This is a genomic window from Klebsiella sp. K-Nf6 (assembly GCF_002806655.1).
Lineage (GTDB): Bacteria > Pseudomonadota > Gammaproteobacteria > Enterobacterales > Enterobacteriaceae > Klebsiella > Klebsiella variicola.
The window spans coordinates 216,200-228,855 of sequence record NZ_PIBN01000004.1 but is presented as its reverse complement, the minus strand read 5'-3'; the positions used below and the strand labels follow the sequence as shown (position 1 = coordinate 228,855).

The following is a 12,656-nucleotide window of genomic DNA, read 5'->3' as shown; positions in this document are numbered from 1 at the left end:
TCGCGCAAAACCGCTCGCCATGCGGCGTTTGATAGGGTAATCTCGTTCACGTTTTGCCTTTTCCGCAACATTAATTCAGAGCATGAATAAATTTGTGCGTGACTGCACAAATTTAAGCTTAAGGAATTGTCTCATTGCGGATGGGTATTTAGGCTCTAACACGTTTGGCATTTTTTATAACGACATTGTCGTTAAGGACAACAAGGGAAAATAAACAGCATGGTCAAATCTCAGCCGATTTTGAGATACATCTTGCGGGTAGCCCCCGCGATTGCAGTAGCGGTTCTGCTTTCCGCGTGTAGTTCAACAAGTACCGCCAGAAATATGCATTCTGAGACGCATGCTGTGGGTAGTGGCGATTTATCATCACTGCAAGCCTCTCAGGATGAATTTGAAACGATGGTCCGTAACCTGGACGTGAAGTCCCGTTTGATGGATCAGTATGCCAGCTGGAAAGGCGTGCGTTACCGCCTCGGTGGCAGCACTCGCAAAGGTATCGACTGCTCGGCGTTCGTGCAGCGCACCTTCCGCGAACAATTTGGTCTGGAACTGCCGCGTTCAACCTCTGAACAGCAGGAAACCGGAAAATCGATTTCCCGTACCCAGCTGCGTACTGGCGATCTGGTTCTGTTCCGCGCCGGCTCTACGGGCCGCCACGTCGGGATCTATCTCGGCAACAACCAGTTCGTTCACGCCTCCACCAGCAGCGGGGTGACCATCTCCAGCATGGATGAACCGTACTGGAAAAAGCGCTACAACGAAGCGCGTCGAGTTCTGAGCCGCTCGTAAACTGTCCTCTACCGCCGCCGGTTATCCCTTGGCTGGAGGCGGGATAAAAAAACACTGCCCCGGCAGTGTTTTTTTTTGCCACCTGATTCTGAACGACGCAAAATAAGCTATGTCTTTTAAGTGGGAATGAGAAAAACGACGACTGACAACCCGTTGATGCGATTCAATAACACGGAAAGACTATAGCTATGCTTACTCGCTACTTTTCGCCCCAGCGTAAAATCTGGTTAACCAGCCTCTGCGTGGGGGTTATCGTCGCGCTGCTGGCCGGCTGCATTCAGTTCATGGTGATCTACCATAACCGGGCAGAGCGTTTCGACGCCATTATCAACAACGTTAACACTTACCTGAAAAGCTATTTTTACGATCTCCGTCAGACCATTGACGGCCTGCAGCCGCTGGTGGATCAGCCCTGCGAAAACATCGACTCCGGGCTCACCTCCCATGCCGCCTTCAGCCCTAACGTTCGCGCGTTTCTGCTGGTCAAAAACGGCGTCGTCTTTTGCTCCTCGGCGACAGGGGCCATGAATACGCCCCTCAGTCAGCTTATCCCGGCGATCGATATTCACAAACCCGTTGATATGGCGATTTTGCCGGGCACGCCGATGATGCCGAAAAGCGCAGCGCTGGCGTTATGGGTCAGCAAACCCGATGATGCAAACAGCGGCATTTTCGTATCGATTAACGCTAACCTCACGCCCTATATCCTCTATTCCGCACGACAAAATGATTTCAGCGGTATAGCGCTGGCCATCGGCCATACCGCCATCTCCACCTTCAGTAACCGGCTGGTGGATCCGCAAACGCTGGACAACGCACCGATCCGCCAGGTACAGATCGACGGTTTACCGCTGAAGGTCTACCTGTATGCCAACAGCTGGCTGGCGGAAAATACACAGTTTGCCCTGTTGCTCGGGGTAGTGTGCGGCCTGCTGGCGGGGTTGCTCTGTTATTACGTGCTGACGATCAAATCCGATCCGCGAAAATCGATACTGCTGGGGATCAAAAATAACCAGTTCTACGTCGTCTATCAGCCGGTCGTGAATGCCCAGACCCTGCGCATCAGCGGCGTGGAAGTGCTCATGCGCTGGCGCCATCCGGTGGTGGGTGAAATCCCGCCCGACGTCTTTATTAACCTGGCGGAAACCCAGCAGATGATCGTGCCGCTGACCCATCACCTGCTGGCGCTGATCGCCAGCGACGGTCAAGTGCTTAAACGGATCCTGCCGCGCGGCGTCAAGCTGGGGCTCAATATTTCCCCTGCCCATCTGCAGGCTGACAGCTTCCGCGACGATATGCTGCGCTTTGCCGCCGCGCTGCCCGCCGACCATTTTCACGTGGTGCTGGAGGTGACCGAGCGGGCCATGATTGATAAAGAAAAATCGATCGCTAACTTCGCCTGGCTCCACCAGCAGGGTTTTGAAATCGCGATAGATGATTTTGGTACCGGGCATAGCGCGCTGATTTATCTCGAACGCTATAACTTCGATTATCTGAAGATCGATCGCGGCTTTGTGCAGGCGATTGGCACCGAAACTGTGACCTCGCCGGTGCTGGATGCGGTACTGACCCTCAGCCGCCGGCTGAAATTAATGACCGTCGCTGAAGGAGTGGAGACCCAGGAACAGGCGGAATGGCTTCGTGCCCAGGGCGTCAATTTCCTGCAGGGGTACTGGATAAGCCGTCCGCTATCGCTGGAGGCGCTGGTCGCCGCGCATGATGAACCTGCGAATTATTTCACAACGCGCTAAGTCTCACATATGATGCGGGAACAGAGGTCGGCTATGGGGGCCGACCATGACAAGGTATTCTGCCGCCTATGTATGCGCGCCTCTTTTTAATTCTGCTTGCTCTGTTTAGCCTTAGCGCTAAGGCGCAAACTATAAAAGAAAGCGTCGCCTTTGCGATTATCGGTGAACCCAAATACGCCGCCAGCTTCAGCCATTTTGATTATGCCAATCCAGAGGCGCCAAAAGGCGGCACCCTCACCCTGGCGGCGATCGGCACCTTTGACAACTTCAACCGCTACGCACTGCGCGGCAATCCCGCCGTGCGCACTGAGGCGCTCTACGATACCCTGTTCACTACCTCGGATGATGAGCCCGGCAGCTACTACCCGCTGATTGCCGAGCGCGCGCGCTATGCTGAGGATTATTCATGGATGGAGATCGCTCTCAACCCGCGCGCCCGCTTCCATGACGGCACGCCAATCACCGCCCGGGACGTCGCGTTTACCTTCAACAAGTTTATGACTGAAGGGGTGCCGCAGTTCCGCCTGTTTTATAAAGGCACCACCGTTAAGGCCATCACCCCGTTGACCGTACGAATCGACCTCGGGCAGCCCGGCAAAGAGAACATGCTGAGCCTGCTGAGCCTGCCGGTGATGCCTGAGGCATTCTGGCGCCAGCACAAACTCAGCGACCCGCTGTCAAAGCCGCCGCTGGCCAGCGGGCCATACCGCATCAGCGCCTGGCGAATGGGGCAATACATCACCTATTCACGGGTCGCCGACTACTGGGCAGCCGATCTGCCGGTCAACCGGGGTCGCTGGAATTTCGATACGCTGCGCTATGACTATTATCTCGACGACAATGTCGCTTTCGAAGCCTTTAAAGCGGGAGCCGTCGATCGCCGGGAAGAGACGGTCGCCAAAAACTGGGCCACCCGCTACGTCGGTCGCAACTTCAGCCGCGGCTACATTATTAAAGATGAGCATACTAATACCTCGGCGCAGGATACCCAGTGGCTGGCGTTCAATATTCAGCGTCCGGTATTCGCCGATCGCCGGGTACGGGAAGCGATTACTCTGGCGTTCGATTTTGAATGGATGAACAAGGCGCTGTTTTACAGCGCCTATCAGCGCGCCAACAGCTATTTCCAGAACACCGAATATGCCGCCCGCAGCCTGCCCGACACGGCCGAGCTGGCCTTGCTGACGCCGATGAAAAACGAACTGCCCCACGAGGTCTTCAGCCAGGTTTACCAGCCGCCGGTCTCCCGCGGCGATGGCTTCGACCGCGACAACTTACTCAAAGCCGACGCCCTGCTCAATGCGGCGGGTTGGACGGTAAAAAATCAGCGCCGGATCAACGCCGCCACCGGCAAGCCGCTGCGCTTTGAGGTGCTGATGCCAGCCGGAGGCAATGACCGCTGGGTGCTGCCGTTTCAGCACAACCTGCAGCGCCTGGGGATCGTCATGGATATTCGTCAGGTTGATAACTCGCAGTACAGCAACCGCCGCCGTAGCCGCGATTACGACATGATGCCGAGCCTGTGGCGTGCCATGCCCTGGCCCGGCACCGACCTGCAAATCTCCTGGGCGTCAGACTATATTCACTCCAGCTATAACGCGCCGGGGGTGCAAAGCCCGGTGGTGGATAAGCTGATTGCACAGATCCTGCAGTGGCAGGGCAATAAGCAGAAACTGATCCCCCTCGGTCGGGCGCTGGACCGTGTGCTCACCTGGAATAACTACATGCTGCCGATGTGGTATATGGCGCAGGACCGCACCGCGTGGTGGAATAAATTCTCATTCCCCGAGACCCGCCCCATTTATTCGTCAGGCCTCGATACCTGGTGGTACGACGTGAACAAAGCGGCCACCCTCCCCGCGGACAGACGTTAAGGACATCCCATGGGCAGCTACCTGATCCGCCGTTTGCTGTTAGTGATCCCCACCCTGTGGGCCATCATCACCATTAACTTTTTTATAGTGCAAATCGCGCCCGGCGGCCCGGTCGACCAGGCCATCGCCGCCGTAGAGTTTGGTCAGCACGGCGGGATGCCGGGTGCCGGCGACGGCGGGATGGGCGCCAGCCATGCCCGCACCGGCGCAGGGAACATCAGCGAGGGGCACTATCGCGGCGGGCGGGGCCTTGATCCGGAAGTCATCGCCGAGATCACCCACCGCTACGGCTTCGATAAGCCGCTGCACGAGCGCTACCTGAAGATGCTGGGCGATTATCTGCGCTTTGATTTTGGCGACAGCCTGTTTCGCAGCGCCTCAGTACTACAGCTGATTAAAGACAGCCTGCCGGTCTCGGTGAGCCTCGGGCTGTGGAGTACGCTGATTATCTACCTGGTTTCCATTCCGCTGGGTATCCGCAAAGCGGTCAGCAATGGCAGCCGCTTTGACATCTGGAGCAGTACGCTGATTATTATTGGCTATGCGATCCCCGCCTTTCTGTTCGCCATCCTGCTGATCGTGATTTTTGCCGGCGGCAGCTATTTCGACCTCTTCCCGCTGCGCGGTCTGGTCTCACCGAACTTCGACACCCTTCCCTGGTATCAGAAGATCCTCGACTACCTGTGGCACATCACCCTGCCGGTGCTGGCGACGGTGATTGGCGGCTTTGCCGCCCTGACCATGCTGACCAAAAACAGCTTCCTCGATGAGATCCGCAAACAGTATGTGGTCACTGCCCGCGCCAAAGGTGTCGGTGAGAAACAGATCCTCTGGGGACATGTATTCCGCAACGCCATGCTGCTGGTGATCGCTGGCTTTCCGGCCACCTTTATTAGTATGTTCTTTACCGGTTCGCTGCTGATCGAAGTGATGTTCTCGCTGAACGGCCTGGGTCTGCTGGGCTATGAAGCGACGGTCTCCCGCGACTATCCGGTGATGTTCGGCACACTCTATATTTTCACACTGATTGGCCTGCTGCTGAATATCATCAGCGATATCAGCTATACGCTGGTCGACCCGCGCATTGATTTTGAGGGCCGCTAATGTCTTTCTTCAGTCCCGTTAATCAGGCCCGCTGGGCGCGCTTTCGCCATAACCGTCGCGGCTACAGGTCGCTGTGGCTGTTTTTAATTCTCTTCCTCTGCAGCCTGGGCGCTGAGCTGCTGGCCAACGATCGTCCGCTGCTGGTGCAGTACCGGGGCCAGCTGTACGTTCCGGTGTTAAAAAACTACACCGAGCAAACCTTTGGCGGCGCATTTGCTACCGCCGCCGACTATCAGGATCCCTGGCTGCAGCACCAGCTGGCCACCCACGGCTGGGCGCTTTGGCCGCCGGTACGCTTCGGCGCAACGACGATTAATTTTGCCAGCACGGTTCCTTTTCCGTCGCCGCCCTCGACCAGCAACTGGCTCGGCACCGACGCCAACGGCGGCGATGTGCTGGCGCGGATCCTCTATGGTACGCGCATCTCAGTGCTCTTCGGTCTGCTGCTGACGCTGTTCTCCAGCGTGCTGGGGGTGCTGGCCGGGGCGATACAGGGTTACTATGGCGGCAAAATCGACCTCTGGGGCCAGCGCTTTATCGAGGTCTGGTCAGGGATGCCGACGCTGTTTTTGATTATCCTGCTCTCCAGCGTCGTGCAGCCTGGCTTCTGGTGGTTGCTGGCAATCACCGTCCTTTTTGGCTGGATGACGCTGGTGGGCGTGGTGCGCGCTGAATTTCTTCGCACCCGCAACTACGACTACATCCGGGCAGCGCAGGCGCTAGGGGTCAGCGACCGGCAGATCATCCTGCGGCATATGTTGCCTAACGCAATGGTGGCGACCCTCACCTTCCTGCCTTTTATCCTGTGCAGCTCCATTACCACCCTGACGTCGCTGGATTTTCTCGGCTTCGGTCTGCCGCTCGGCTCCCCCTCTCTCGGGGAGCTGCTGCTGCAGGGAAAAAACAACCTGCAGGCGCCCTGGCTGGGCATTGCCGCGTTTCTCTCCGTCGCCGTACTGCTGACGCTGCTGATTTTTATTGGTGAAGCGGTTCGCGACGCCTTTGACCCAAGTAAGGCGGTGTAATATGACCCACCCGCTGTTAGCTATCGACAATCTCTCTATTGCCTTTCGCCAGCAGGGCGAGACGCAGACCGTGGTACATAATCTGTCGCTCGAGGTGGCGGTCGGTGAGACGCTGGCGCTGGTGGGAGAATCCGGTTCCGGAAAAAGCATCTCCGCGCTGTCAGTGCTGCGGCTGCTCCCCACCCCGCCGGCCAGCTACCCCAGCGGCGATATCCGCTTTCATGGTCAGTCGCTGCTGCATGCGAATGAGGCCACGCTGCGCGGTGTGCGCGGCAACCGAATCGCGATGATCTTTCAGGAGCCGATGGTGTCGCTCAACCCCCTGCATACCCTGGAAAAACAGCTCTATGAGGTGCTGTCGTTACACCGGGGAATGCGCAAAGAGGCGGCGCGCGGGGAGATCCTCGACTGCCTGGAGCGCGTTGGGATCCGTCAGGCACCGCGGCGGCTGGCGGACTATCCGCATCAGCTCTCCGGCGGCGAGCGCCAGCGGGTGATGATCGCCATGGCGCTGCTGACGCGCCCGGAGTTGCTGATCGCCGATGAGCCGACCACCGCCCTCGACGTGTCAGTGCAGGCACAAATCCTGCAGCTGCTGCGCGAGCTGAAGCGGGAGCTGAACATGGGGTTGCTGTTTATCACCCATAACCTGAGCATTGTCCGTCAGCTGGCTGACCGGGTGGCGGTGATGCAGAACGGCCGCTGTGTGGAACAAAATCACTGTCGGGCGCTGTTCAGCGCACCAGCGCATCCGTACACCCAACGCCTGTTGGATAGCGAACCAGACGGTGAGCCAGTGCCGCTGGCCGTCGATGCCCCGGTGCTGCTGCAGGCGGACGATTTAAACGTGGCGTTTCCTGTTCGCAAAGGGATCCTGCGCCGGGTGGTCGATCACCATCGGGTGGTCAACAGCCTCAGTTTTCGGCTGCGCGCCGGCGAGACGCTGGGGCTGGTGGGCGAATCGGGATCGGGAAAAAGCACCACCGGTCTGGCGCTGCTGCGCCTGATCTCATCCGAGGGCAGGATAACCTTTGCCGGCCAGCCGATTCAGGGGCGTAACCGTCGACAGCTGCTGCCGCTTCGCCGACAAATGCAGGTGGTTTTTCAGGATCCGAACTCGTCGCTCAATCCGCGCCTGACGGCGCAGCAGATTATTGAAGAAGGATTGCGCGTCCACCAGCCGACGCTGACGGCAGCGGAACGCGAACAGGCGGTGATCCTCGCCATGCAGGAGGTCGGCCTCGATCCGGCCAGCCGCCAGCGCTACCCGGCGGCGTTCTCCGGTGGCCAGCGGCAGCGTATCGCCATCGCCAGAGCGTTGATCGTCAAGCCGCAGCTGATCGTCCTCGACGAGCCGACCTCATCGCTGGACAAAACCGTTCAGGCGCAGATCCTGAATCTGCTGAAAGCATTACAGCAAAAGCATCAGCTGGCCTATATTTTTATCAGTCATGATTTACGCGTGGTGCGGGCGCTGTGTCATCAGGTGATGGTGCTGCGTCAGGGAGAGGTGGTTGAACAGGGCGAGTGCAAGTCCGTCTTCAGCGCACCCCGACACGAGTATACCCGCCAGCTGCTGGCGCTGAGCTGACGGTCAGAAGGGGTTGTTGCCGGAGAAGGGCTCGGCGATGGCCACGCCAAAATTTTTCAGACGACAGGTGGCGGCGAACTCATCCTGCAGGTTAACGAACAGGCAGGGTTCGCCTTCGCACTCAAGGACTGAACAGTCGACTTCGATGTCGCTTAACGCCTGGCTGAGCTTATGCATAACCGGCCAGGCTTTCTCACCGTCCGGACTCAGCAACTTCAGGGCAACGAGACTGTTCTCGTTCTGCGCGCCGTTTTGCGGAATCGGTTCAACTCTGGAACCCGCAAAACCGGCCAGCCAGCGATAGCTCTGCGGCAGACGGTGTACGATAGAGAGTTGTTGTGTATTCACGTGGTTTCCCCGGAAGCAAAAAGCTTCACAATAAATTTACATCAATATTAACACACTGTTGACAAATAGTCCTGCCTTGACGCAGAAAACGTTTACAGCCGCGGCGGGCCAGGGTTAAGCACTTATAATCCAGCGCTTTATTTTTTTACCCGGCGAGCCGATTGGCGCTATATGTACCCGTTTCTGTGATCCAAAACAACTTTTTTATCGCAACAATGCGACTTTTTACACTAATTGATTTTACATAAAGGAAACAAATCGCAGAACCCTGAAGCTCATTCTGGTTGACATGTATCAAGAAAGGGGCGATTTCGCCCCTGAAAATGTGACCTAGTGTGCGATTTTTCGCCGACGGGAAGCGTAAAGCGAGAAGAAAATAGAACAGGTTGCGCAGAAGGCAATAGAGATCAGCATCGGCCAGGCGGTGGTAAACGTTGCCATAGACAGCAATGCGCCGATGATCGCCCCAATACCAAAACGAAACGTTCCGGCCAGCGACGAAGCAGTGCCCGCCATATGCGGAAACTCATCGAGGATCACCGCCATAGCGTTAGACGACACCATCGATACGCAGCCGACAAAGGCCGCCACGCCGATCACCAGTGACCAGAAGCCAACATCGAGCAGCGCGCAAACCACCATCCAGACCGCCATGGCAAACTGGATCCACAGCCCGGCACGGAACATCCGCAACGCCCCCACCCGCCGCACAAACCGGCTGTTGAACATGGTCATCAGGAACAGAAAAACAATGTTCAGCGCAAAATAGTAGCCAAAGTGCTGAGGCGCGACGTGGTTAATATTGATATAGACGAATGGCCCGGCGCTGAGGAAAGAGAACATGCCCGCGAAGCTAAAACCGCTCGCCAGCATATAACTCAGCACCCGCTTGTGGCGAAACAGGGTGGCAAAATTACCCAGCGTAGTGCGCAGATGGAACGGCAGACGCCTGTCAGCTGGTAGCGTCTCGCGGATAAACAGGCCAATCATCAGCGAGGCCAGCAGGGCCACCAGCGCGAGGATCCAGAAGATGGCATGCCAGCTAAACCAGACCAGCACCGCCCCGCCGACCATCGGCGCCACCAGCGGCGCAATGGTCGTCACCAGCATGACAAACGACATCATCCGTGAAAACTCATCTTTCGGATAGATATCGCGCATCAGGGCGTTGATCACCACGCTGGCCGCCGCGGCCGCCAGACCGTGGAAGAAACGCATGACAATGAGCATATCGATGGTCTGCGACAGGGCGCAGGCCACCGCCGCCGCGGCGAACACCAGCGTCCCGCCGAGGATCACCGGTTTGCGACCAAGGCTGTCTGCCATCGGCCCGTACAGCAACTGACCCAGCGCAAAGCCCAGGATATAGGTGCTGAGCGTCATCTGCGCGCTGCCGTCCGGGACGTTGTACTGGGCGGCGATCACCGGCAGCGCCGGAAGATACATATCGATCGACAGCGGCATCAACATGGCCAGCAGGCCGAGAATAAACACAATTCCCACAGAAGAATTCTGCTTCACCGTCACGTTTTACTCCGTGCTTGCGGGGCGCCCACGCTGGCGATTTCCGCTTCCGTCAGCGGACGATATTCACCCGGCGCCAGCGCGTCATCCAGCAGGATGTCGCCGATGCGTTCCCGATGCAGGCCAACCACATGGTTGCCCACGGCGGCGAACATACGTTTCACCTGATGGTAGCGCCCTTCGCTAATGGTCAGACGCACTTCGGTCGGGGTGATGACTTCAAGCACCGCCGGTTTAGTGAGATCTTTTTCGTTATGTAACTGGACGCCTTTGGCAAACAGCTCTGCGGTCCCTTCCGCCAGCGGGCTTTCCAGCTCCACCAGATAGGTTTTTTCACAGTGGTGGCGTGGCGAGGTAATGCGGTGCGACCACTGGCCGTCATCGGTCATCAGCACCAGTCCGGTGGTGTCGATATCCAGGCGCCCGGCGGCATGCAGCTTGTGCGCCACCGGCTCATCGAGGAAATAAAGGATCGTCGGATGATCGGGATCGTCGGTGGAACAGACGTAACCCTGCGGCTTGTTGAGCATAAAGTAACGTGGGCCGTGCTGCTGGGTCAGCGTGTTACCGTCATACTCCACCTCGTGCTCCGGCTGGAGCTTAAAAGAGGTATCTTTCACAATGTCGCCGTCCACGGTAACGCGGCTACCGCGGATTTCACGCCCGGCAATAGCCCGGCTGACGCCAAGCTGCTGAGCGATAAACTTATCAAGTCGCATGAGTTTTTTTTAGCCTGTAATAATGCTGGAGCGGGCAACTCGCCCGAAAAAGAAGAATTTCACTGGCTAGTATAACGGGCTCTTAACACCACTCAAGGGAAAAGATTCGTGGCATACTATTCGCGAGTTAATTAGCCCCGTGAATTCATGACTTTTACATTACGCCCCTATCAACAAGAAGCTGTCGACGCCACCCTCGCCTGGTTTCGTCGCCATACCGAGCCGGCGGCCATTGTCCTGCCCACCGGCGCGGGCAAAAGCCTGGTGATCGCCGAGCTCGCCCGGCTGGCCCGCGGCCGCGTGCTGGTGCTGGCCCACGTCAAAGAGCTGGTGGCGCAGAACCATGCGAAATACTGCGCCCTTGGCCTCGAGGCGGATATCTTTGCCGCCGGTCTGCAGCGTAAAGAGAGCCATGGCAAAGTGGTGTTCGGCAGCGTGCAGTCGGTGGCGCGTAATCTCGACCAGTTTCACAGTGAATTCTCGCTGCTCATCGTCGATGAATGCCACCGCATCAGCGATGACGACGACAGCCAGTATCAGCAAATCATTAGTCACCTGCGGCAGGTGAATCCTCAGCTCCGGCTGCTCGGCCTGACGGCCACCCCGTTCCGCCTCGGCAAGGGCTGGATCTATCAGTTTCACTATCACGGCATGGTTCGCGGCGACGAGAAAGCGCTGTTTCGCGACTGCATCTATGAGCTGCCGCTGCGCTATATGATTAAGCACGGCTACCTGACGCCACCGGAACGCCTTGATATGCCGGTGGTGCAGTACGATTTCAGCCGTCTGCAGGCGCAAAGCAACGGCCTGTTCAGCGAAGCCGATCTTAACCACGAGCTGAAAAAACAGCAGCGCATTACGCCGCATATCGTCAGCCAGATCGTGGAGTTCGCCGAAAGCCGTAAAGGGGTGATGATCTTTGCCGCCACCGTGGAACACGCCCGGGAAGTGACTGGCCTGCTGCCGGTGGCGCAAGCGGCGCTGATCACCGGGGAAACGCCTGGACCAGAGCGGGATCGCATCATCGAGGCGTTTAAAGCGCAGGAGTATCGCTATCTGGTGAACGTCGCGGTGCTGACCACCGGCTTCGACGCCCCGCACGTTGACCTGATCGCCATCCTCCGCCCCACCGAGTCGGTGAGTCTTTACCAACAGATCGTTGGCCGCGGCCTGCGCCTGGCGCCGGGCAAAACCGACTGCCTGATCCTCGACTACGCCGGCAACCCGCATGATCTGTACGCCCCGGAAGTGGGGACGCCGAAGGGGAAAAGCGACAACGTTCCGGTGCAGGTCTTCTGCCCGGCCTGCGGCTTCGCCAACACCTTCTGGGGCAAAACCACCGCCGACGGCACCTTGATTGAACACTTTGGCCGCCGCTGCCAGGGCTGGTTTGAAGATGATGACGGCCACCGCGAACAGTGCGACTTCCGCTTTCGCTTCAAAAACTGCCCGCAGTGCAACGCGGAAAACGATATCGCTGCCCGCCGCTGCCGCGAGTGCGACACGATTTTGGTCGACCCGGACGATATGCTGAAGGCGGCGCTAAAGCTAAAGGACGCGCTGGTGCTGCGCTGCAGCGGCATGGCTATGCAGCACGGTAGCGACGAGAAAGGCCCGTGGCTGAAAATCACCTACTATGATGAGGACGGCGCCGACGTGAGTGAGCGCTTCCGTCTGCAAACGCCCGCCCAGCGTACCGCCTTTGAGCAGTTGTTTATCCGCCCGCATACCCGTACGCCGGGCGTGCCGTTACGCTGGATAACCCCGGCGGATATCATTGCCCAGCAGGCGCTGCTGCGCCATCCTGACTTTGTCGTCGCCCGAATGAAGGGGCAATACTGGCAGGTGCGGGAAAAAGTGTTCGATTATCAGGGCCGTTTCCGTCGCGCCAATGAGCTGCGTTAATCCGCCAAAAACTGAGGTTTTGATTG

10 protein-coding genes are annotated in these 12,656 nt (G+C 57.9%); 7 read left to right on the top strand and 3 right to left on the bottom strand.

Translation table 11 applies throughout. The features are described 5' to 3' along the window. The first annotated feature begins 219 nt into the window (after positions 1 to 219). The 6 genes from mepS to yejF all read left to right on the top strand — a co-directional run bounded on the left by mepS (position 220) and on the right by yejF (position 8,134). Positions 220 to 789 carry a bifunctional murein DD-endopeptidase/murein LD-carboxypeptidase gene (gene mepS, locus CWM61_RS09500; RefSeq protein ID WP_004201653.1) on the top strand — a complete coding sequence of 190 codons (570 nt, stop codon included), beginning with the start codon at positions 220 to 222 and terminating at the stop codon, positions 787 to 789. Between the two features lie 188 nt (positions 790 to 977). Next, positions 978 to 2,540, top strand: coding sequence for a cyclic di-GMP phosphodiesterase (locus tag CWM61_RS09495; protein WP_100631143.1), 1,563 nt, complete (start codon positions 978 to 980; stop codon positions 2,538 to 2,540). Positions 2,541 to 2,608: 68 nt separating this feature from the next. Continuing rightward, a complete protein-coding gene (locus CWM61_RS09490; RefSeq protein WP_100631142.1) occupies positions 2,609 to 4,414 on the top strand; it encodes an extracellular solute-binding protein in 1,806 nt (601 codons plus the stop codon). 9 nt (positions 4,415 to 4,423) lie between these two features. After that, positions 4,424 to 5,518 (top strand): microcin C ABC transporter permease YejB, encoded by a 1,095-nt coding sequence (locus tag CWM61_RS09485; RefSeq protein ID WP_100631141.1) that lies wholly within the window; start codon positions 4,424 to 4,426, stop codon positions 5,516 to 5,518. Continuing rightward, positions 5,518 to 6,543, top strand: a complete 1,026-nt coding sequence (locus CWM61_RS09480; protein WP_100631140.1) for a microcin C ABC transporter permease — start codon at positions 5,518 to 5,520, stop codon at positions 6,541 to 6,543. The genes CWM61_RS09485 and CWM61_RS09480 overlap by 1 nt, the downstream gene beginning before the upstream one ends. Position 6,544: 1 nt before the next feature. Then, positions 6,545 to 8,134 (top strand): microcin C ABC transporter ATP-binding protein YejF, encoded by a 1,590-nt coding sequence (gene yejF, locus CWM61_RS09475; protein WP_100631139.1) that lies wholly within the window; start codon positions 6,545 to 6,547, stop codon positions 8,132 to 8,134. A gap of 3 nt (positions 8,135 to 8,137) precedes the next feature. On the opposite strand, the gene CWM61_RS09470 is transcribed toward yejF, so the two are convergent. The 3 genes from CWM61_RS09470 to rsuA all read right to left on the bottom strand — a co-directional run bounded on the left by CWM61_RS09470 (position 8,138) and on the right by rsuA (position 10,725). Next, entirely contained in the window at positions 8,138 to 8,482 is a 345-nt protein-coding gene (locus tag CWM61_RS09470; protein WP_002912974.1) for a YejG family protein, read from the bottom strand. 330 nt (positions 8,483 to 8,812) lie between these two features. Beyond that, on the bottom strand, positions 8,813 to 10,009 hold the full coding sequence (locus CWM61_RS09465) for a Bcr/CflA family multidrug efflux MFS transporter (protein ID WP_074388024.1): 1,197 nt from the start codon (positions 10,007 to 10,009) through the stop codon (positions 8,813 to 8,815). Next, positions 10,006 to 10,725: a 16S rRNA pseudouridine(516) synthase RsuA gene (gene rsuA, locus CWM61_RS09460; protein ID WP_061153842.1), complete on the bottom strand. Its 720-nt coding sequence runs from the start codon at positions 10,723 to 10,725 to the stop codon at positions 10,006 to 10,008. The genes CWM61_RS09465 and rsuA overlap by 4 nt, the downstream gene beginning before the upstream one ends. Before the next feature lie 147 nt (positions 10,726 to 10,872). On the opposite strand from rsuA, the gene CWM61_RS09455 reads away from it, so the two are divergent. Beyond that, entirely contained in the window at positions 10,873 to 12,630 is a 1,758-nt protein-coding gene (locus tag CWM61_RS09455; RefSeq protein WP_074388023.1) for a DEAD/DEAH box helicase, read from the top strand. Positions 12,631 to 12,656 lie beyond the last annotated feature (26 nt).